General features: G+C 61.8%; 24 protein-coding genes. 12 read left to right on the forward strand and 12 right to left on the reverse strand.

Features of this window, described 5'->3' with window-relative positions; translation table 11 throughout:
- Nucleotides 1–100, forward strand: a 100-nt coding sequence (locus JCM17207_RS05205; protein ID WP_238316351.1) for an IS3 family transposase, incomplete at its 5' end; no start/stop codon positions are given.
- Between the two features lie 89 nt (nucleotides 101–189).
- On the opposite strand, the gene JCM17207_RS05210 is transcribed toward JCM17207_RS05205, so the two are convergent.
- The 4 genes from JCM17207_RS05210 to JCM17207_RS05225 form a co-directional block, all read right to left on the reverse strand.
- Nucleotides 190–480, reverse strand: coding sequence for a YerC/YecD family TrpR-related protein (locus JCM17207_RS05210; protein WP_238316568.1), 291 nt, complete (start codon nucleotides 478–480; stop codon nucleotides 190–192).
- Between the two features lie 108 nt (nucleotides 481–588).
- Nucleotides 589–1,083, reverse strand: coding sequence for a GNAT family N-acetyltransferase (locus JCM17207_RS05215; RefSeq protein WP_238316569.1), 495 nt, complete (start codon nucleotides 1,081–1,083; stop codon nucleotides 589–591).
- A 24-nt stretch (nucleotides 1,084–1,107) separates the two neighbouring features.
- A complete protein-coding gene (locus tag JCM17207_RS05220) occupies nucleotides 1,108–1,788 on the reverse strand; it encodes a pentapeptide repeat-containing protein (protein WP_238316570.1) in 681 nt (226 codons plus the stop codon).
- Nucleotides 1,785–2,309, reverse strand: coding sequence for a nitroreductase family protein (locus tag JCM17207_RS05225; protein WP_238316571.1), 525 nt, complete (start codon nucleotides 2,307–2,309; stop codon nucleotides 1,785–1,787). Before JCM17207_RS05225 ends, JCM17207_RS05220 begins: the two co-directional genes overlap by 4 nt.
- A gap of 197 nt (nucleotides 2,310–2,506) precedes the next feature.
- Between JCM17207_RS05225 and JCM17207_RS05230 the strand changes: the two genes are divergently transcribed.
- The 6 genes from JCM17207_RS05230 to dnaJ all read left to right on the forward strand — a co-directional run bounded on the left by JCM17207_RS05230 (nucleotide 2,507) and on the right by dnaJ (nucleotide 9,970).
- Nucleotides 2,507–4,099 carry a potassium/proton antiporter gene (locus tag JCM17207_RS05230; protein WP_238316572.1) on the forward strand — a complete coding sequence of 531 codons (1,593 nt, stop codon included), beginning with the start codon at nucleotides 2,507–2,509 and terminating at the stop codon, nucleotides 4,097–4,099.
- A gap of 197 nt (nucleotides 4,100–4,296) precedes the next feature.
- A complete protein-coding gene (locus JCM17207_RS05235) occupies nucleotides 4,297–4,839 on the forward strand; it encodes a stage V sporulation T C-terminal domain-containing protein (RefSeq protein WP_238316573.1) in 543 nt (180 codons plus the stop codon).
- A gap of 220 nt (nucleotides 4,840–5,059) precedes the next feature.
- Entirely contained in the window at nucleotides 5,060–6,130 is a 1,071-nt protein-coding gene (gene hrcA / locus JCM17207_RS05240) for a heat-inducible transcriptional repressor HrcA (RefSeq protein WP_238316574.1), read from the forward strand.
- Complete coding sequence (locus JCM17207_RS05245) at nucleotides 6,127–6,753, forward strand: nucleotide exchange factor GrpE (RefSeq protein WP_238316575.1); 627 nt, start codon at nucleotides 6,127–6,129, stop codon at nucleotides 6,751–6,753. The genes hrcA and JCM17207_RS05245 overlap by 4 nt, the downstream gene beginning before the upstream one ends.
- A gap of 112 nt (nucleotides 6,754–6,865) precedes the next feature.
- Nucleotides 6,866–8,689, forward strand: coding sequence for a molecular chaperone DnaK (gene dnaK / locus JCM17207_RS05250; protein WP_238316576.1), 1,824 nt, complete (start codon nucleotides 6,866–6,868; stop codon nucleotides 8,687–8,689).
- A gap of 120 nt (nucleotides 8,690–8,809) precedes the next feature.
- A complete protein-coding gene (gene dnaJ, locus JCM17207_RS05255; protein WP_238316577.1) occupies nucleotides 8,810–9,970 on the forward strand; it encodes a molecular chaperone DnaJ in 1,161 nt (386 codons plus the stop codon).
- Nucleotides 9,971–10,102: 132 nt separating this feature from the next.
- On the opposite strand, the gene JCM17207_RS05260 is transcribed toward dnaJ, so the two are convergent.
- The 7 genes from JCM17207_RS05260 to JCM17207_RS05290 form a co-directional block, all read right to left on the reverse strand.
- The gene (locus tag JCM17207_RS05260) at nucleotides 10,103–10,429 is read right to left on the reverse strand and encodes a hypothetical protein (RefSeq protein ID WP_238316578.1); all 327 of its coding nucleotides are present in this window, start codon (nucleotides 10,427–10,429) and stop codon (nucleotides 10,103–10,105) included.
- A 142-nt stretch (nucleotides 10,430–10,571) separates the two neighbouring features.
- Nucleotides 10,572–10,961, reverse strand: a complete 390-nt coding sequence (locus tag JCM17207_RS05265; RefSeq protein WP_238316579.1) for a hypothetical protein — start codon at nucleotides 10,959–10,961, stop codon at nucleotides 10,572–10,574.
- Nucleotides 10,962–11,068: 107 nt separating this feature from the next.
- Nucleotides 11,069–11,407 (reverse strand): hypothetical protein, encoded by a 339-nt coding sequence (locus JCM17207_RS05270; RefSeq protein ID WP_238316580.1) that lies wholly within the window; start codon nucleotides 11,405–11,407, stop codon nucleotides 11,069–11,071.
- A gap of 185 nt (nucleotides 11,408–11,592) precedes the next feature.
- On the reverse strand, nucleotides 11,593–12,798 hold the full coding sequence (locus tag JCM17207_RS05275) for a DHHW family protein (protein WP_238316581.1): 1,206 nt from the start codon (nucleotides 12,796–12,798) through the stop codon (nucleotides 11,593–11,595).
- Nucleotides 12,799–12,813: 15 nt separating this feature from the next.
- A complete protein-coding gene (locus JCM17207_RS05280) occupies nucleotides 12,814–14,232 on the reverse strand; it encodes an MBOAT family O-acyltransferase (RefSeq protein ID WP_238316582.1) in 1,419 nt (472 codons plus the stop codon).
- A 94-nt stretch (nucleotides 14,233–14,326) separates the two neighbouring features.
- Nucleotides 14,327–14,902: a DUF4358 domain-containing protein gene (locus JCM17207_RS05285; protein WP_238316583.1), complete on the reverse strand. Its 576-nt coding sequence runs from the start codon at nucleotides 14,900–14,902 to the stop codon at nucleotides 14,327–14,329.
- A gap of 139 nt (nucleotides 14,903–15,041) precedes the next feature.
- Entirely contained in the window at nucleotides 15,042–16,001 is a 960-nt protein-coding gene (locus tag JCM17207_RS05290) for a M15 family metallopeptidase (RefSeq protein ID WP_238316584.1), read from the reverse strand.
- Between the two features lie 90 nt (nucleotides 16,002–16,091).
- Between JCM17207_RS05290 and JCM17207_RS05295 the strand changes: the two genes are divergently transcribed.
- The 4 genes from JCM17207_RS05295 to JCM17207_RS05310 all read left to right on the forward strand — a co-directional run bounded on the left by JCM17207_RS05295 (nucleotide 16,092) and on the right by JCM17207_RS05310 (nucleotide 18,474).
- Nucleotides 16,092–16,538: a SpoVA/SpoVAEb family sporulation membrane protein gene (locus tag JCM17207_RS05295; protein WP_238316585.1), complete on the forward strand. Its 447-nt coding sequence runs from the start codon at nucleotides 16,092–16,094 to the stop codon at nucleotides 16,536–16,538.
- Between the two features lie 155 nt (nucleotides 16,539–16,693).
- Nucleotides 16,694–17,725, forward strand: a complete 1,032-nt coding sequence (locus JCM17207_RS05300; protein WP_238316586.1) for a beta-ketoacyl-[acyl-carrier-protein] synthase family protein — start codon at nucleotides 16,694–16,696, stop codon at nucleotides 17,723–17,725.
- Nucleotides 17,725–18,081, forward strand: coding sequence for a SpoVA/SpoVAEb family sporulation membrane protein (locus JCM17207_RS05305; protein WP_238316602.1), 357 nt, complete (start codon nucleotides 17,725–17,727; stop codon nucleotides 18,079–18,081). Before JCM17207_RS05300 ends, JCM17207_RS05305 begins: the two co-directional genes overlap by 1 nt.
- Nucleotides 18,082–18,186: 105 nt before the next feature.
- Nucleotides 18,187–18,474 carry a hypothetical protein gene (locus JCM17207_RS05310; protein ID WP_238316587.1) on the forward strand — a complete coding sequence of 96 codons (288 nt, stop codon included), beginning with the start codon at nucleotides 18,187–18,189 and terminating at the stop codon, nucleotides 18,472–18,474.
- An 80-nt stretch (nucleotides 18,475–18,554) separates the two neighbouring features.
- Here the strand turns inward: JCM17207_RS05310 and rpsT are convergent, their stop codons facing one another.
- A complete protein-coding gene (gene rpsT / locus JCM17207_RS05315) occupies nucleotides 18,555–18,815 on the reverse strand; it encodes a 30S ribosomal protein S20 (RefSeq protein ID WP_238316588.1) in 261 nt (86 codons plus the stop codon).
- A gap of 147 nt (nucleotides 18,816–18,962) precedes the next feature.
- Here rpsT and gpr point away from each other — a divergent pair, with 147 nt between their 5' ends.
- Nucleotides 18,963–19,751: a GPR endopeptidase gene (gene gpr / locus JCM17207_RS05320; RefSeq protein WP_238316589.1), complete on the forward strand. Its 789-nt coding sequence runs from the start codon at nucleotides 18,963–18,965 to the stop codon at nucleotides 19,749–19,751.
- Nucleotides 19,752–19,807 lie beyond the last annotated feature (56 nt).

Here is a 19,807-nt window from a genome sequence, read left to right on the forward strand (position 1 = left end):
TGTGAATTATCTTGAGTATTACAACAACCGCAGAATTAAGACAAAACTAAAGGGCTTGCCGCCTGCTATTCACAGACAACAAGCCCTTTCGGCTGCTTAAACAATGTTTGCTTTCAAATATTGTCTAACTTTTTGGGGTCACTTCACTTTGGCTTGTGTGGTGCGGTTTTTTCTTGTGCGGGAGAGAGCTTACTGCTCTGTCTTGTCCTCGTCCAGCATCTGGCGCAGTACACTGCCCTCGTTGTTCAGCACCCGGTTGACCCGGCTGATGATGGCGCTGGAAGCGCCGGTGCGCTCCATGATCTCGGTGTAGATCCGCTTGTCGGCCAGCATCTCGGCGATATCAAACCGCTGTTCCATGGCGCTCAGCTCTGCGTAGCTGCACACGTCCTGGAAAAACCGGTAGCACTGCTCCGGCGTCTCCAGCCGCAGGATGGCCTGATACAGGCCGGATTTGCCGGTGGGATGATCTTTTGCCATAACCTTTTACCCCTTTGTTTCGGCTTTCTGAGACCACATGTCTCAACTTACACTTTATTTGTTTAGTGTATTACATTTCCGCTCAAAAAGCAAGGGATTTGAGACTTCTCAGCGCAAAATCCGCTCCATCTCGGTCTGTTCCAGCAGGATTCCCTCCACGGTCTGATCCGCCGGGCCCACCGGCCGGTAGCCCTGGGCCTTAAAGAACTGGATCACCGGCAGAGACCGGGTGGGCACCGCGCAGAACACCCGGCCCTTGCCCTCGGCCCGGGCCAGCCGCTCGCAGGAGGACAGCACCCCCTGGCCCAGGGCTTTGCCCCGGTACTCCGGCTTGAGGTAGATCCCCATCAGACAGAGGGCGGTGTTCTCCATCTTCCAGGCAAAATAGCCGATGGGCTTGCCCCCCAGCTGGATGATGAAATAGTTGGCCCCGGCGTCGATCTGTTCCTCAATGGCCTCCGGGCTTTGGAGGGCTTCCACCAGGGTGTCCAGTTGTTTGGGGTTATACCAGCGTTTGCGGCACTCCCGCCACAGCTCGTCCGCCAGTTCGGCGGTCAGGTGAATGTATTTGGCCTTGGCGACCAGCTTGTAATCAGGCTTCATAGCGTTCCTTTCCTTTGGGTGATATCATCGGATGTCCAGCCCCAGCAGATGGGCCAGTTCTGCGGCCTGGAAGGAGTCCACAATGGCCCCCCGCAGTTCCCGCAGGTTGTCCCCGGCGGTGAGGCCTTCCAGCCGGCAGCGGCGGAGATCCAGCCCCCGCAGACTGGTGCCGGCCACGGTAACCTCGGACAGGTCCACCTCCCCCAGGGAGAGATTTTTCCAGCGGATGCCCGAGAGGTTGGCCCCCGCCAGGCGGCTGGAACCCAGCCGGACCCACACCAGCTCAGCCCCGTCCAGCCGCAGGCCCTCGAGACGGCAGTCTTCCAGGGTCCAGTCCCGGGCGTAACTGCCCGCCAGGTTGCAGCTCAGGGCCTTGACCCCCTGCCATCGGCAGCGCACCAGGCTGCACTCATATCCCTGGGCCCCGGACAGCTCGCACCGGCGAAACAGGCAGTCGGTGAAAGAGGCTTTCCGCAGCCCGGCGCTGGTCAGGCGGCAGTCCTCCAGGATGCAGCGGGCCAGGGTCAGGCCGTCCAGATCTTCGCCGGTTAAATCGACGCCCCGGAGGTAAAGGCCCTCCCCGGATTCTTCGGTGGAGGCCAGAGTGTAGAGCCGGGCCGCCCCCTCGGGGCCTTCCAGTCGGGTTAGCCCCTCGCCCTTGGCGGGCAGCTCCGGCGGCCGGGGCAGATCGTTTGGCCGGATCACACCCGGACGATGTAGTCGGGCTTCCGGGGGGCGGGAGCCTTGGGCTCGGCGGCCGGGTAACCTAGGATGCAGTGGCCGACCCCGATCCACTCGCCCTCGATGCCCCACTTACGGAGCAGGGCTTTGCCCTCCTCGGTCTCAAACTCCTCGGCGGCCCGGTTGATCCAGCAGCTGCCCAGCCCCAGGCTGGCAGCGGCCAGCATCAGGTTGCCCATCACCAGGCTGCCGTCCTGGACGCCGCAGTGGGCGTTCTTGTCGGCCAGCACCACCAGAATGGTGGGGGCGCCGTACATGGGGTCGGTGCCCTCCCGGCCCATGACCGCGGCGTTCATCCGGGTGAGCTGGGCCCGGGTCTCAGGGTCCTGCACCACCACGATCTTGGCGCTCTGGCGGCCCATGGCGCTGGGGGCATAGGTGCCCGCTTCCAGAACGGCGTTCAGTTCGGCGTCGGTGATCTGCTCGGGCTTGTAGGCACGGCAGCTGCGGCGGGTCTTGAGGGTTTGCAGGGTTTCGTTGGTCATCACAAAGGCCTCCTTTATAAATTGTACTGTTTTTACAGGGTTATCCCTCGGGATTTTAAGGCCATTATACCGCGTCAACCGCCTGAAAGCAAATCCGCCCCCAGGGCTGTGCCTTGTTTTTATCCGAGGAACATGGTATGGTAGAAGAGAAAAACAACACTGCGCCGCCCATCCGGCGCGCTTAAAGGAGGGGTTCCATGACCCAGATGATTCTGCTGGTCTCGATTGTTATTTTGTGCTGTATCTTCGCCGATAAAGCCTCGGACCGGTTCGGGATGCCGGCCCTGATCCTCTTTATGTTCATCGGGATGCTGTTCGGCAGCGACGGAATTTTCAAGATCCAGTTCGACGACTTCACCCTGGCCGAAAACGTCTGTTCGGCGGCCCTGATCTTCATCATGTTCTACGGCGGCTTCAACACCAAGTGGAAGCTGGCCAAACCCGTGGCGGGCAAGTCGGTGCTTCTCTCCACCGTGGGCGTGGCGGCCACCGGCCTGATCACCGCCGGGCTCTGCCATCTGCTGCTGGGATTCACCCCGGCGGAAAGCTTTCTGATTGGCGCGGTGCTGGGCTCCACCGATGCGGCCAGCGTCTTCGCCATCCTGCGCAAGCACAAGCTGAACCTGAAAGACGGCACCGCCTCTCTGCTGGAGCTGGAGAGCGGCAGCAACGACCCCACCGCCTACCTGATGACCCTGGTGGGCATCACCGGCCTGGGGGCCGGGCAGGGGGGCTTTGTCCTCAAGATGATTTTCAGCCAGGTCTTTTTCGGCCTGGCGGTGGGCGCAGTCTTTGCCCTGGCAGCCGTCTGGCTGATGACCAAAACCCGCCTGATCTCCGATGAGATGGACACCGTCTTTCTGGTGGCGGCGGTCCTCTTCTGCTATGCGGCTTCCAGCCTGCTGGGGGGCAATGCCTATCTCAGCGTCTATCTCATGGGCATCCTCACCGGCAACCGGAACATCCCCAACAAGCGAAACCTGATCCCCTTCTTCGACGGGCTCACCAGCCTGGCCCAGATCCTGATCTTCTTCCTGCTGGGGCTGCTGACCTTCCCCCGGCAGATGCCCGCCATCCTGGGCCCGGCCATTGTGGTGGTCCTCTGCATCACCCTGGTAGCCCGCCCTGTGGCGGTCTTCGCCCTTCTGCTCCCCCTGAAATGCTCGGTGAAGCAGTGTCTGCTGGTGGCTTGGGCGGGCCTGCGGGGCGCATCCTCCTCGGTGTTCGCCATTATGGCGGTGGCCGCCGGCGGAGCCGGGATGCAGCAGGAGCTGTTCCACATTGTCTTTACCGTCTCGGTCTTCTCGGTGGCGATTCAGGGCACCCTGCTGCCCTGGGTGGCCCGGCGGCTGGACATGGTGGACGACACGGTGGATGTCCGCAAGACCTTCAACGACTACGAGGAGAACTCCAACTTTGCCCTGATGCAGGAGCAGGTCTTTGAGGGGCACGCCTGGGCCCACCGAAAAATCCGGGAGCTCCAGATGCCCAACGGTTCCCTGGCGCTGATGATCAAGCGGGGCGGCGAGAACATCGTCACCCGGGGAGACACCGAGATCCAGCCCGGGGACACCGTGGTCTGGATCGCCTCCGGCTACACCCCCGACACCGACGAAAAGCTGGAAGAAGTCCAGGTGGAAAAAGACCACCCCTGGTGCGGCAAGCGAGTGGCGGAGCTCCAGCTGCCCGCCCATATGCTGATCGCCATGGTCCTGCGGGGCAGTCAGACCATCATCCCCGACGGCAATACCCGCATCTGCCCGGAGGACCGGGTGGTTACTTACCAATAAACTCACCCGCCCCGGCAGTGCATTTGTGCGCTGCCGGGGTTTTCTCTTTTCTCTATTATAATAAGGTGCGCCAGGCCCCCGGAAGAAAAACAGAGTGAATATTTCCCTGTTTCTTACAGATACTAGGAACGCAGAGCAGCGTTTCGGGCGGCAGACCCGCCCCGCGCCCAACTGAAGGAAAGTGAGGAATATTCGATATGAAGGCAACCGGCATTGTGCGCCGCATCGATGAGCTGGGGCGGGTGGTGATCCCCAAGGAGATCCGTCGGACCCAGAGAATCCGCCGGGGAGACCCGCTGGAGATCTTCACCACCGGCGACGGAGAAGTGATCTTTAAAAAGTATTCTCCCATCGGGGAGCTGCACGGCGTGGCCGTCCAGTACGCGGACGTGCTGAACAAGAGTTTCGCCCTGACGGCCTTTGTCTGCGACCGGGACCACATTCTGGCGGCCAGCGGGGCGGGCAAGCGGGAGCTGGCCGACCGCAGCGTCAGCCAGCCCCTGGAAAAGCTGATGGAGACCCGCAAGCCCTACCTGAACGAGGGCAGCCCCGAACAGGCAGTGCTCCCCTGCGAGGGGGCTCAGCGGGCCCTGCTCTGTGCCTGGCCCATCGTGGTGGCGGGCGACGTGGCGGGGGCCGTGGGTCTTTTGACCGAGGACCGTACCGAGAAACCCGACGCCGCCCAGCAGAAGGCGGTGTCGGTGGCGGCAGCCTTTTTGGCAAAACAGATGGAGGAGTAACCCGCCCGCCCCGGGCGAGGGGTGCCCCTTTGGCGCGGCGTACCCTGCGGTACGCCGCGTTTTTTCGGCTTTGGAGGGCGAATATGACAGAATTATGAATCTTTTAAAACTTTTTTGTCAGGGGCTTGACAGGGCCGCAGAATTGGATATAATAGTCTTAGCACTCAGAGATAAAGAGTGCTAAATAAAACAAAGACAAAACACAAGGAGGCACAGCACCATGGCGATGGATGAACGCAAACAGCGCGTCTTACAGGCGATCGTGGCGTTGTATGGCCTCGAGGGCGAGCCCGTGGGCAGCAGCGTGCTGGCGAACTACTTTGATATGGCAGTTTCCAGCGCGACGCTGCGCAACGAGATGGCGGCGCTGACCAAGCTGGGTCTGCTGGAGCAGCCCCACACCAGCGCGGGCCGTGTCCCCAGCGCCAAAGGTTATCGGTACTATCTGGACCACCTGATGACGGACACCCCGCCTCTGGACCGGGTCACCCGATCCCGGGTGGACAGCGTCTTCGCCAGCCTGGACCACGAGCCCGACAAACTGGCCCAGGGCGCCGTTCGGGCGCTGGCCCAGATGAGCGGCTACACCGCCGCCGTCAGCACCCCCTGCGCCGAAGACCTCTGCATCGCCCATTTTGAGGTGGTGCAGGTGGGCCGGAGCGCCGCCGCAGTGCTGGCCGTTACCAGCGCGGGCTACGTCCGCACCCGGGTCGCCCGGGTCCGCAGCGGCCTCTCACGGGAGAACGCCGCAGCTCTGGCCGCCCTGCTCAACCGCACATTGACCTTTGTATCCCCGGCGGATCTGACCCAGCGGATGCTCAGTGAGCTCTGCGCCCAGATCGGCCCCGAGCTGGTGCCGGTGGTGGCCGCCGCAGCCGCCATCTTGCAGGAATCCACCAAGCCCCGGGTTTACCTGGGGGGCGAGCACTTCCTGCTGAACTGGCCTCAGCTGGAGGGCAAGGTCCAGACGGTTCTGGCCGCCCTCAACGACGAGGAGACGGCCGCTCGGCTGATCTGCCCCCCGGGCGAACAGATCAACGTCCTGCTGGGCGAGGATCTGAGCCCCCAGGTTCCGGGGCTGTGCATCGTCAGCTGCCGGTATCTTGTAGGCGGCGGCCTGTGGGGCTCTCTGGCCCTGATCGGCCCCACCCGGATGCCCTTCACCAAACTGATGCCCCTGCTTCAGGCCTTCGCCGACGAGCTGGGCGAAGGGATGGCCGGCAAACGAAAAGAATCACCCCAGGCTGCCGTACCCCGGCAGACCGTAATCTATAAGGAGGAGCTGGAATGAGCGAAGAAACCAAAAAGACCCCCGAGACTGAGCCGGAAACCACGGCACAGCCTGCGGCGGAACAGCCGGCGGACCAGCAGCCGGAAACCCCCGAAACTGAGCCCAACGGCTCCGCCAAAGAGGACCCCAAGAAAAAGGACGGCTGGTTCAGCAAAAAGAACCGTGAGCTGGAAGCCGCCAAGGCTCAGCTGGAGGCCGCCGAAAAGACCGCCCAGCAGGCCAAAGACCAGCTGCTGCGGGTGGCTGCCGAGTACGACAACTACCGCAAGCGCTCCACCCGGGAGGCCGATCAGAAGTTCAACGACGGCATCTCCTATGCGGTAAACCAGATTATCCCCATTCTGGACACCCTGGACATGGCCGCCAACGCCCCCTGCACCGACGAGAACTACAAAAAGGGCGTGACCATGACCCTGGACAAAGCGGCCAAAGCTTTCCAGGCGCTGCGGATCGAAGAGATCGAGGCCCTGGGCAAACCCTTTGACCCCAACTTCATGAATGCAGTCCAGCAGGTCCCTGCCGAAGAAGGCCAGGAAAGCGGCACCGTGGTGACCGTCTTCCAGAAGGGCTACAAGCTGGGGGACAAGATCATCCGCCACGCGACGGTGGTCGTCGCAGAATAGTCTGCCGAACCTCCCGCCCGGCGGGAGTAAAAAATAGATTTCCCCGTAACAATAAGAAAGTACGTTTCAATCGAATAGAATTATTTCAGAGCTTGAGAGAGGAGCTTCTACTATGAGCAAGATTATTGGTATCGACCTTGGTACTACCAACAGCTGTGTGGCTGTCATTGAGGGCGGCGAGCCCGTCGTTATCGCCAACGCCGAAGGCGCACGTACCACCCCGTCTGTGGTGGGCTTCACCAAGACCGGCGACCGTCTGGTCGGCCAGGTGGCAAAGCGTCAGGCCATCACCAACCCCGACAACACCGTGGCATCCATCAAGCGTAAGATGGGCACCAACGAGAAGGTCACCCTGGGCGGCAAGGAGTACACCCCCCAGCAGATCAGCGCTATGATCCTCCAGAAGCTGAAGGCAGACGCCGAGGCATATCTGGGCGAGCCGGTCACCGAGGCCGTCATCACCGTTCCCGCATACTTCAACGACAGCCAGCGTCAGGCCACCAAGGACGCAGGCACCATCGCCGGCCTGAACGTCAAGCGTATCATCAACGAGCCCACCGCCGCTTCTCTGGCCTACGGCGTGGATAAGGAAGAGGACCAGAAGATCATGGTCTACGACCTGGGCGGCGGCACCTTCGATGTCTCCATCATTGAGATGGGCGACGGCGTCACCGAAGTTCTGGCCACCAACGGCGACACCCACCTGGGCGGCGACGACTTCGACGAGCGGATCATCAACTGGATGGCCGACGCATTCCAGGCCGAGAACGGCATCGACCTGCGGAAGGACAAGATGGCTGCACAGCGCCTGAAGGAGGCTGCTGAGAAGGCCAAGATCGAGCTGTCCAGCGCTATGAGCAGCCAGATCAACCTGCCCTTCATCACCGCCGACGCCACCGGCCCCAAGCACCTGGATATGACCCTGACCCGCGCCAAGTTCAACGAGCTGACCGCGGATCTGGTGGACCGCACCATGACCCCCGTCCGCAAGGCTCTGGCCGACGCCGGCCTGCGCGCTTCTGACCTGAAGAAGGTTCTGATGGTCGGTGGTTCCACCCGTATCCCCGCTGTCTACGACGCCGTTAAGAAAGAGCTGAACTGCGAGCCCTTCAAGGGCATCAACCCCGACGAGTGCGTGGCCGTGGGCGCTGCCATCCAGGGCGGCGTGCTCCAGGGCGACGTCAAGGGCCTGCTGCTGCTGGACGTCACCCCGCTGAGCCTGGGCATTGAGACCCTGGGCGGCGTCTGCACCAAGATCATCGAGCGGAACACCACCATCCCCACCCACAAGAGCCAGGTCTTCTCCACCGCAGCTGACAACCAGCCCTCGGTCGAGGTCAACGTCCTGCAGGGCGAGCGCGAGTTCGCTCGGGACAACAAGAGCCTGGGTGTCTTCCACCTGGATGGCATCGCTCCGGCTCCCCGTGGTGTGCCCCAGATTGAGGTCACCTTCGACATCGACGCCAACGGCATCGTGAAGGTCAGCGCCAAGGACCTGGGCACCGGCAAGGAGCAGAACATCACCATCACTGCTTCCACCAATATGTCCAAGGAGGACATCGACAAGGCTGTCAAGGAAGCTGAGCAGTTTGCTGCTGACGACAAGAAGAAGCGCGAGGAAGTGGACATCCGCAACGGCGCCGACCAGATGGTCTTCCAGACCGAGAAGATGCTGAAGGAGAACGGCGACAAGCTGCCCGCCGACGTCAAGAGCGAGGCCGAGAGCAAGCTGGCCGAGCTGAAGACCGCTGTCCAGTCCGGCACCATCGACGACATCAAGGCCAAGCAGGAAGCTCTGAGCCACGTCTTCGAGAAGATGTACCAGGCTGCCGCCGCTGCCCAGCAGCAGGCCGGCGCACAGGACGCACAGCCGGGTACCGGCGCCCAGAACAAGCCCGATGACGGCGTTGTGGACGCTGATTTCAAGGAAGTCTAAGGTTTAACAAGATGCGGCCGCCCGGCCAAACCGGCGGGCGTACCGCAGATCATGCAAAAGCCGCTCCGGTTTTCCGGGGCGGCATTTGCTGGTTTCAGGGTTTCATAGAGGTGAGTGGATATGGCACAGGAAAAACGCGACTACTACGAAGTGCTGGGTGTTTCCAAGACGGCCACCGAAGCGGAGATCAAGAAAGCATACCGCAAGCTGGCCATGAAGTACCACCCGGACTATAACCCCGGCGACAAGGAAGCCGAGGAGAAATTCAAGGAGATCAACGAGGCCCACGAGGTGCTCTCGGATCCCGAAAAGCGCCAGCGGTACGATCAGTACGGCTTCGCCGGGGTAGACCCCAACTACGGCGCAGGCCAGGGCGGCGGCTTCGGCGGCGGCTTTGGCGGGGTAGACCTGGGGGATATCTTCGGGGATATCTTTGGCGGCGGCTTTGGCGGCTTTGGCGGCGGCAGCGCCCGCTCCAACCCCAACGCCCCCCGCAAGGGCCAGGACATCCGGGTGCGGATCACCCTGAGCTTTGACGAGGCAGTTCACGGCTGCAAGAAGAACATCACCATCACCCGGCAGCAGCAGTGCACCGAGTGCAACGGCACCGGCGCTGCGCCGGGCACCAGCCCTGAGACCTGCCCCGATTGCGGCGGCCGCGGCTACACCATCCGCCAGCAGCGCACCCCCTTTGGCGTAATGCAGAGCCAGCAGCCCTGCACCCGCTGCGGCGGCAAGGGCAAGCTGGTCAAGAACCCCTGCAAGAGCTGCCACGGCAGCGGCAAGGTGGCCACCAAAAAGACCCTGGAGGTCAACATCCCCATGGGCATTGACGACGACCAGAGCTTCGCTCTGCGGGGCATGGGCGATGCCGGCGCCAACGGCGGCCCCGCGGGCGATGTGATCGTGATGGTCACCGTCCGGCCGGACGATCTGTTCCAGCGGGACGGCTACGACGTCTGGGTGACGGTGCCCATCACCTTCAGCCAGGCGGTGCTGGGCGACAACGTCACCGTCCCCACCATCGACGGCAAAGTAGAGTACACCGTGCCCGAGGGCACCCAGAGCGGCACCACCTTCCGCCTGCGGGGCAAGGGCATCCAGTACCTGAACGGCCGGGGCCGGGGCGACATGTACGTCAAGTGCGAGGTGGAAATCCCCAAGAAGCTGAACAAGACCCAGCGGGATGCCCTGAAGAAGTTTGAGGGCACCCTGAAGGACGACAACTACGAAAAGCGGAAAGGCTTCTTCAAAAAGCTGAAAGATATGTTCCGCAACTGATCTCTGATAAAAAGCCCCCGGACAGCGTTTCATACGCTGCCCGGGGGCCTTTTTCGTCAATCAAAAGGCGGCGGCCCGCCCCGAGGGGAGAGCCGCCGCCCTGTCGTTTTTGAGTGAAACCTCCGCTGAGATTTAGAGCAGTACCAACAAAGCCGTCGGGATCAGGCCCACGCCCGTTGCGCAGACAGAGATAAACTGTGCTGCACAGCCCAGATCATACAGCAGGTTCATGGTGCCCTTGTTCATATCCTGGCTGAATGCATCCAGACCGGTCTCCAGCCAGGTCTTGGGATTGGCCTTGCGGTAAGAGCGAATTGCCATGGTACCCTGGAACCAGCCATAGAAGGGGATAACCCACGCGCAAAGAGCTTCGATCGCCGTAGCGCCGCCTTCGGTATAGGTCATTTCGTCTGCGCACATCACATTGTAGTTCGCAGGCAGCCGCATTGTCATCTCCATAGTAACACTCCTCTTTTTTATTATTTTTATCCGCAGAAGTCATTCTGCCTCTGCGGTACCAACCGGGCCAAAGAATAAGGGCGGCGGCTCCCCCCAAAGGGAGAGCCGCCGCCCAATAAGCCCTTTGGGGTATCCAGAAGATTTAAGCGGTCAGCAGAGCAAGCGCGGTCACAACCGGGCCATAGGGGATCACCGCACCGCTGCTAGCGAGAGGAATATTGCCCATGAAGGAGATCAGCGTAGCAGAGATGCTGCGAACACCATTCCAAATGGAAGAGGTGGTATACTCAACCCAGGCCTCTACGCCCTTCTGGGCATCTTCTACGATGTCTCCGGTCTTATTGGCGGTGAGCCAGCTGCGGGCTTCAATCAGAAGATCCGCCCAGTTCAGGATGACCACACCGGTGGCCACAACATCAAAAACGGTCTTTAAAACCGATGCAGCCGACGTCGCGTCGCCGCCGCAGGTATAGGTCATCTCGTCCGCCGACATAACGTTGTAATTGGCAGGCAGCCGCATAGTCATTTCCATAGTAATGCTCCTTTTCTATAAATTGATAAAGCTATCCTTTACAATGCATACCCGAATGGCGGACGGTCCGCCCAGGCGCATTATTTATAACCTTGTGAAAATGGGGATCAGTTCAGCATCAGCAGAACCAGGCTCACCGGCCAGAGAGCCACCACCGACACCGCAGCCACAGCGTCACGGGCAGCGTTGCTGAACGATTTGCTCATATCTGCCAGGAGGGCATCGGTGCCCTTGCCCAGAACGGTAAAGATGTTGCCGGTGCCATTCTCTTTCAGCCACTGCTTGGTCTGGCCAATGCCCCAGATGTAGCTTGCGCCCATCACGCACACGCCAACGATGGTTGCAACGGTGCCCAGAGCATCGACCGCGCCGCCGCCCTGGGTGTAGGTCATCTCGTCCTCGGTCAGAGGAGCGTAACCTGCGGGCAGATGAAGATTGTTTTCCATAACGTATGTTCTCCTTTACAGGTATTCTCTGATTGACTCAATAACACTGGCTTCTGATTTCAGCCTGCTTATTGGTAAATTCATTTTACCATATTTTGTGCGCTTTCTCAAGTGAAATCAAAAAACAATCCAAAAAACTGTTCAAATATATTAAAACTTTGTGAAAGCGCCCGGCTGGAACCAGCTCAGCCCTCGATCCCCGCACGGTAGAGGTAAGGGTCCGCCTTGAAACTATCGAAGCTATACAATACCAGGATCTGATCGTAGCCATTTTGCTCAATGAGGGCATCCAGACCATAGTTGTAGTTGCGGAAATCCACCACGTCGATCTGGGCGTAATTGGCCGTCAGATAGGGCACAAAGCTGTTGGCATAGCTGTCCTTGAGCACCAGGATTCTGCCCTCGCCGTCCCCTTCGATCCGACTCAGACCGTTGTTGCCCCAGAGGAAAGCCGCGTACTTGTCGTAGGTGTCGAACTTTTCCAGGTCGTACAGACCGCTCTGGGTGCCGGTTTCGGGCATCTGGGGGCCGGTGACGGTATAGATGGTAAGGGTGTTGGGCAGCTCGTAATAGGTGATGGTGTCGGGCTGGGCATTCCAGGTGCGTGCCTTGGAATAATGGGTGCCGTAGAAGTTCTCCACCTCCACAGCGGTGTGGGCAGACCGGTCGAAGGGGGTCAGGCCCAGCAGCTCGCACAGCTCATTGTATGCGTAATAGGCGCCCAGTGTAGTCCAATGGTGGTCGGTGCGGTAGTAAATATATTCGTCCTTGTGGTCAGAGAGTACCGGCTGCAGGTCCACAAACCGCCCGCCGTCTGCCTCCACTGCCTGCTGCACCTGGGCCAGATAGGCGGCCTCATCCAGCACCGGGGCCCCGGCCGGCAGATTCTCCGGATAGATGGCGGCGGCCGAGGGAGCCAGCATCACATTCACCTTGCCCGGGTAGCGGGCGGCCAGGGATTCCAGGGCCGCAATGTTCCGGGGCAGGGTACGAGTCTCGCTGGAAAGCAGAGAGAAGGTGCGGGGGAACATCATTTTTTCGTCCCCCAACAGAATCCCGCCGCTCTGTGTTTTCTGGAACAGAGTGGTCTCCACCAGGCTCTGAAGGCTGATCCAGGTATCCCGGCCCACCACCTGATCCTTGACGTACTGGGTATAGCTGGTAAAAAAGCTGTTCAGGGTCTGGGCCGAGAAGTTTTCCAGCGAGAGGGTGGGCCGCTGGGTGAGGGTCTTGTTTTCCAGCTCACTCCGGGCCCGGTCGGGAGTGGCCAGGTTCAAAGCAAAGATTACCACAAAAAACAGGGTGCAGAAGACCAGCACCGGGTAACGCCCCAGCGCCCGGAGCCGGGCCCCAAAGGAGCCTTGGGCGGCGTGCTTGTCGTGTTCCATCATCGGGCAAACACCTCCTTAGAAGTTAAAGTAGAGGAAGGGGCTGTTGGTGTTGCCCACCACATAGGCGGTGGTGACCACCAGCAAAAGGCCCACTGTGGCCAGCCTTGTCCAGGTGCGGCGGCGCAGCCAATCCCAGAGCTTGGCCACCAGGGGGGTGCAGCAGAGCACCGACACCACCAGCAGCACGCCGTAGTTCCGCAGGAAGTAGACCGGCGACACACCGCCCGAGGGGATAAAGAGTTTCTGGAACAGAAGGCCGAACTCTACGCCGGGGTCGTTGCCCACGAACATGGCCCAGCCCACCACCACCAGAAAGAGGGTGTAAATGTGGGGCCAGACCCGGCCCTTTTCCAGGTGTTTGAGGAGGAAGAGTTTTTCCACCGCCAGCAGTACGAAATAATACAGGCCCCAGCAGATAAAGTTCCAGTTGGCGCCGTGCCAGATGCCGGTGAGCAGCTCCACAATAAACAGGTTCAGGATCTGGCGCTTGAGGCCCTTGCGGTTGCCGCCCAGAGGGATATAGACATACTCCCGGAACCAGCCCGAAAGGGTCATGTGCCAGCGGCGCCAGAACTCGGTGATGGAGCGGGAAATATAGGGAAAGTTGAAGTTCTGGGGGAAATCAAAGCCCAGCATCTTGCCCATGCCGATGGCCATCATGGAGTAGCCCGAGAAGTCAAAATAGAGCTGGAAAGAATAAGCCAAAATTCCCAGCCAGACCAGGGGGGTGGAGGCGTTGGCCAGCCCCACAAAGGTAACGGCGGGGTCGTCGGCCACCCCGATCAGATCGGTCCAGAGAGCGCCGATGGCGTCTGCCAGCAGGACCTTTTTGGCCAGGCCAAAGATGAAAAGGGTCACGCCCTCCTCGATCTGGGCCAGGTTATAGCGGTTTTTGTAGACGTGGAGCTGGGCCGAGACATCCCGGTACTTGACGATGGGGCCGGCGATCAGCTGGGGGAACATGACCACATAGGCGCCGAAGTCGATGATGTTGTGCTCGGTGTCCACTTCCCGCCGGTAGACGTCGATGGAGTAGGACAGGGTCTGGAAGGTGTAAAAGCTGATGCCCAGAGGCAGCACGCTAATCCCCTGGATGGGGGCAAAGCTTGTCCCCAGCAGGGCATTGATGCTCTCCAGGACAAAGTTTGCGTACTTAAAGTAGAACAGCATTCCAAGGCTGCCCACCAGGGCCACCACCAGCAGCACCCGCCGGGCGGTCTTGTTCTGGTCAAACCGCCCCATCCCCAGCCCGCAGAGGTAGTTGATGAGGATCAGCGCCAGCATCACCGGGAAAAACCGGACCTCGCCCCAGCAGTAGAACAAAAGGCTGCACAGGAACAAAACGGTGTTTTTGAGCCGGGGCGGCGCCAGATAGTAGAGCGCCAGGGTCACCGGCAGGAAATGAAGCAGGAAGATAATCGAGCTGAAAATCAAGGGCTGAGGCCTCCTTTTGCGGGTTGTTCCGATTCAAGAAAAGCCGATGCCGCAGAAGGCACCGGCTTTGGGTGTTTTAAGGGGAGCAGTTCGCTCAGCCGGCCAGGGCAGCGTTTACCGCGTCGCCCAGATCGGCCGTGCACTCGTTGGAGGCGATGACCATGATCACCACATCGTCCCGGCCCGAGATCACCGCGTTCTGAACGTTGGTCTGAGCCTGTGCAAACTCGGCGTAGTTGCCATAGAAAGCTACCTGGTCCTGCTTATAGGTCTCCAGCGCCTCGCAGATGGCCTCGGCCTTGCCCTCGGCGGGCTCGATCACCAGCACCAGGCCGGCGTCGCCGTTGTCGTTGCTCTTGACGCCCTTGTACTGGACCACGTCCTCGGCCTTGAGCATAAAGTCATACTCGATGTTCATGGCAGCGATCTCAAAGGGGTTCGAGATGGGGTTAGAGCTCTTCAGGCTCTCGAAGATGGCGTCCAGGTCCCGGACGCCATTCTCGCCGGCCGAAGCCTCCACCGCGGAGGAAGCCGCCGAAGAAGCTGCCTTGGAAGAAGCGTCTGCCGAAGCCGAAGAGGAAGACTCCTCCGAGCCGGAGGAGCAGCCGAACAGGCAGGCCATGGCCAGCACAGCGGCAGTGAGGGACAGGAAAATGTTGCGTTTCATCATAAGAAATACCTTCTTCTGGTCATTCCGAAAAATCTGTTGAAACCCGCCCGGGCCCGGTCAGCCAGGCAAAAGCGGATCGTGTTTAGTGTATCATATCGGGCCAGGAAATTCAATCCGGGTCAAAATTTTCACACCCGGCTCAAGCCCCCTGGGCCGCCAGCTTTTGCAGCGTTTCGATATACTGCTCGAAGTACAGGCCGCTGGCGTTGATCCGGGCCGCATTCTCGGGGCCCACATACCGCCAGTGCCAGGGCTCGTAGGTGATCTCGGTGACCGCCTCGGCCTCTTCGCCCTTGGGGTAGCGGAGGATAAAGCCGTACTCCTCGGCGTGCTCGGTCAGCCAGGCGAAGGCGGCGGTATTCTCAAACCCTTCCTCCAGAGCGGTGAACTCGGGGCTGTTCAGGTCGGCGGCCAGGCCGCAGTTGTGCTCGGAGTATCCCGGAGGGTTGACGATGCCAGCGGCCAGCTCCCGGGCCGTGGCTTCGTCGTAGCCCTGGTCGAGATACTGCTGGGTCTTGTTGTTGTAGAGGGTGGTCTGGTAGCTGACGCTGCGGTAGCCGCTCTGCATCCAGACCGTCACCCCATCGGCGGCTGCGGCGGCCTGCATCGCCAAAAAGGCGTCCGCCGCTTCGGTCTGAAGGGTCTTGTTGATGGCGGTGGCCGAGCCGCACTCCTTGGTGTCGAAGGTGTAATCCTCCGGCATCTGGGTGTGGTGATTGACCAGCACCATGAGGGGATCGGCCAGCATCTCAGCGGCTTCCTCCGGGGTCATGCCCCCCAGGAGGATTGACTCCGCCGAGGGGGTGGAAGAGGCGGCAGGCTCACTGGCGGCCGGAGCCGAAGATCCGCCGTTTGCCGCCGAGGAAGCCCCTGGCGTGGTCACCGCCGAGGAACTGGCCAGGGAACCGGCGGGGGAGCTGTCGGCCGAGGCGGCGGGAAGCCCCATCCGTCCCGAGACAAACCCCACCCCGAGAGCCAGAACCATCAGCAGGGCCGTGATGACTCCCACCCGCCGGACGGCGCGGCGAGTCCGGCGGCGCCGGATCTCGGCCCGGGTCAGATGCCGGTGGCGGTGGTATTGCGGGGATGGTTGCTGCATAAGAAAAAACCTTCTTTCTGGCAATAATGGTTGAAAGGATGGATAATCCGCCGTCCGGCCGGGCAGACTAGCCCCGGAGGCGATCACAGCATGAAAATGACACCAGAGGAATACGCCCAGCGGGTCAGACGGGTGGGGCCGCCCTCCTCGTTGTTCCGGGACTGCGCCTGGGCTTTTGGGGTAGGGGGAGCCATCTGCCTGCTGGGGGAGATCCTCCGCCAGCGGTATCTGGCCATGGGGGCGGACACCCAGCTGGCCGGGACTCTCACCAGCTGCACCCTGATCGCCCTTTCGGCGATTTTGACCACCCTGGGCCTCTACCAAAGGCTGGCCATCTGGGGCGGGGCGGGGTCGCTGGTGCCCATCACCGGCTTTGCCAATGGAGTGGTCAGCTCGGCCATCGAGTTCAAAACCGAGGGCCGAGTGCCCGGTACCGGTGCCAAGATGTTTACCATCGCGGGGCCGGTGATTGTCTACGGCACATTGGCCTCGGTGGTCTATGGTCTGATCTACGCCCTGCTGGGGATGGCAGGTTAAAACCAGAGTGTATTCAGTATACGCTCCAGCGGGCGAAAATATTGCAAAAATCCGTCGGGCACACTCTGACAGTATAGCACATCTGCGGGGGTGTGCCAACGGATGAAGTGGAATGTTTTGAATTTTTACAAATTTGTCAAAAGGAGGCGGGCGCCATGGCCACACGCTGCGGGGATACCCTGCTGTTTGCACAGCCGCCGGTGATCGCGGCCCGGGCCGCCATCGGCGGCAAAAAGGAGAGCCTGAGCCCCCTGGCCGGGGGCTTCGACGAGCTTTACTCCGACAATTTTTTCGGCCAGAAAAGCTGGGAGGCCGCTGAGACCGAGCTGGCCCTCCGCACCGCCCGGCTCTGCCTGAAAAAAGCCGGCACCACCGAAAAACAGGTGAGCCTGGCCCTGGCAGGGGATTTGCAGGCCCAGTGCACCGGCTCAGGCTATGCCATGCGGGGGTTGGACATCCCCTTTGCAGGGGTGTTCGGGGCGTGCAGCACCATGGCCGAGGCCCTGGGGCTGGGGGCCTGCCTCACCAGCGCCGGGCTGGCCGACGGGGTGCTGGCCATGGCATCCAGCCACTTCTGCGCAGCGGAACGGCAGTTCCGCACCCCCTTGAGCTATGGCGCAGTCCGCACCCCCACCGCCCAGTGGACCGCCACGGCGGCGGGCTGCTGCCTGCTCCGCCCCACCGGCAAGGGGGTGGGCGTCCGGGCGGTGACCTTCGGGCGGGTGGTGGACTACCAGATCAAGGACATTACCAACATGGGGGCAGCCATGGCCCCGGCAGCGGCTTCCACCCTGCTGCACTATCTGCGGGACACCGGCACCGCCCCCGACGAGCTGGACTGCATCTTTACCGGAGATCTGGGCCAGGTGGGCAGCCAGCTGCTGGCCGAGCTGCTGGCCGCCGAGGGACTGCTGCTCACCAATCACGCCGACTGCGGCTGCCTGCTCTACAAGGGCCAGGAGAAAACCGTCCGCAGCGGCGGCTCGGGGCCGGGCTGCTGCGCCGGGGTACTGTGCAGCCACATCCTGCCCCAGTTGGAAGGGCACAAGATGCGGCGGGTGGTGTTCATCGCCACCGGGGCCCTCATGAGCCAGACCACCTTTTTACAGAAAGAGAGCATCCCCGCGGTGGCCCACCTGGTGGAGCTGCGGGCCCCGGGGGAAGGCGCGGAGGAGAAAAAGCCATGATGATCTATCTATGGGCATTCCTGGTGGGGGGCGCCCTCTGTGCAGTGGGGCAGCTGCTGATCGACCTGACCAGCCTGACCCCCGCCCGCATCCTCACCGGTTACGTCATCGCCGGGGTAATCCTCTCGGCCATCGGTTTTTACGGGCCTTTGGTGGAGTTCGCGGGCAGCGGGGCCAGCGTCCCCCTGCTGGGCTTCGGGCACCTGATGGCCCAGGGGGTCCAGAAAGCCGTGGCGGAGCAGGGGCTTTTGGGCTGCCTGACCGGCGGGCTGACGGCGGGCGCAGCGGGCATCACCGCCAGTCTGGTCTGCGGCGCCATCGCCGCCCTGCTGGGCAAAAGCCACGACCAGAACTGAATTTTTCACGCTTCATCGCCATAGGCGACGGGCTGCGCCCTCTTTCGCGCCCGGGGGCTGGTAGGATAAGGCCAGCAACCCCTGGACGAAAGGAGGCTTTTCCCCATGGATCTTGAGCACACCCTTTTGAAGCTGGGCGCGGCGGCGCTGGCGGCTGCCTTCTGGCAGAAAGCCGCCTTCTGGGCCGCCCTGGGCCTGGCTGGTACATGGATCGGCATCCCGGCGGCGCCCCCGCTGGGGGCCCTGGGGCTGGCGGCGGCCCTCCTCACCGCACTGGGGCTGGGCTGGCTCTGGCTGCCGCCGCCCCTGCCTCTGCCCCCTGAAACCCTGCTGGAGCCGCCCGAGCCCTGCCCTCTCCGGCTGGCGGACCTCTGCACGGCGGAATGTGTTTGACCCCGCCGGCGAACAGACAAAAGCCCCTGCACCCGAAACCGGGCGCAGGGGCTTTGTTCGTCAGATATCAGTACTCGGGATCAAGCGGTCTTGTTGGCACGCTTGGCCAGACGGCTGATCTTGCGAGAAGCGGTGTTCTTCTTCAGCACACCCTTAGCGCGAGCCTTGTCGATCGCGGAAACAGCAGCCAGGACGGTTGCGTCCTTGTCAGCGGCTTTAGCATCGATGGCAGCGTTTGCCTTCTTGACGACTGTTTTCAGGTTGGTCTTAATGGCCTTGTTGTGAGCCTGCTCGGATGCAGCCTGCACGACGCGGTCCTTCTGAGATTTAATGTTAGGCATTCGTTCCACCTCCTTGGCTACCTATAACAGCGCATCTTATGATACCATATTTGCCGAACCAGCGCAAGCTTTTTTTGAATTTTGTTTAGAAATTTTTTCTTTTTCCCAGACTTAGGGCAGAGAAAGCAGGCAAAAGGAGAAAAAACCATGCGTTATACCGATATGGCCGACGAATTATTCGGCGCCGACACCGCCCCCGAAGAACTCTCGGGGGTGCGGCTGGCCACCATGCGGCGGGGCGGGGTGACGGTGACCCGGGTCGAGATCGCCCGGGACGGGCTGCCCCGGCCCCGGGGGAGGTATGTCACCCTGGAAGTACCCAACGTCAGCGTGCTGGACGAGCGGGACAGCGCCGTCATCGAGATGACTGCCACCGAGCTGCGGGCCCTGCTGCCCCCCGAGGGCCCGGTGCTGGTGCTGGGGGTGGGCAACCGCCGGGTCACCGCCGACGCCCTGGGCCCCCGCACCGCCCAGAAAGTCCTGGTAACCATGGGCCCGGCCCACAAGCTCCCCCTGAAAGGGATCCGCCCGGTGGCGGCGGTGGCCCCGGGGGTGGCCGCCGCCACCGGCATGAGCCTCCAGCAGCTGGCCGCCGCCCTGGTGGCCACCGTCCGCCCGGCGGCTCTGGTCTGCGTGGACAGCCTCTGTTCGGCCGAGCCCGAGCGGCTGGGCCGGACCATCCAGCTGTCGGACACCGGTCTTGTGCCCGCCCAACCCGACAACGCCCGCCACCTGGACGCGGCCCGGCTGGGCCTGCCGGTAATCGCGGCGGGCATCCCCACCCTGATGGAATCCACCGAAAGCCGGGCCCTGGTGGTCACCCCCCGGGACCTGGACGCCGTCATCGCCCACGGGGCTGCCCTGCTGGGGGCGGCCATCAACCGGGCTCTTCAGCCCCGGCTGAGCCTGGCCCAGCTCTGTTGGCTGGCAGACTGAGAGGCATAACCCCCCGCCCCCGCGCATACATCTGCTAAAGAGGCCCCAGGCCCGGG

Source organism: Faecalibacterium gallinarum (assembly GCF_022180365.1).
Lineage (GTDB): Bacteria > Bacillota > Clostridia > Oscillospirales > Ruminococcaceae > Faecalibacterium > Faecalibacterium gallinarum.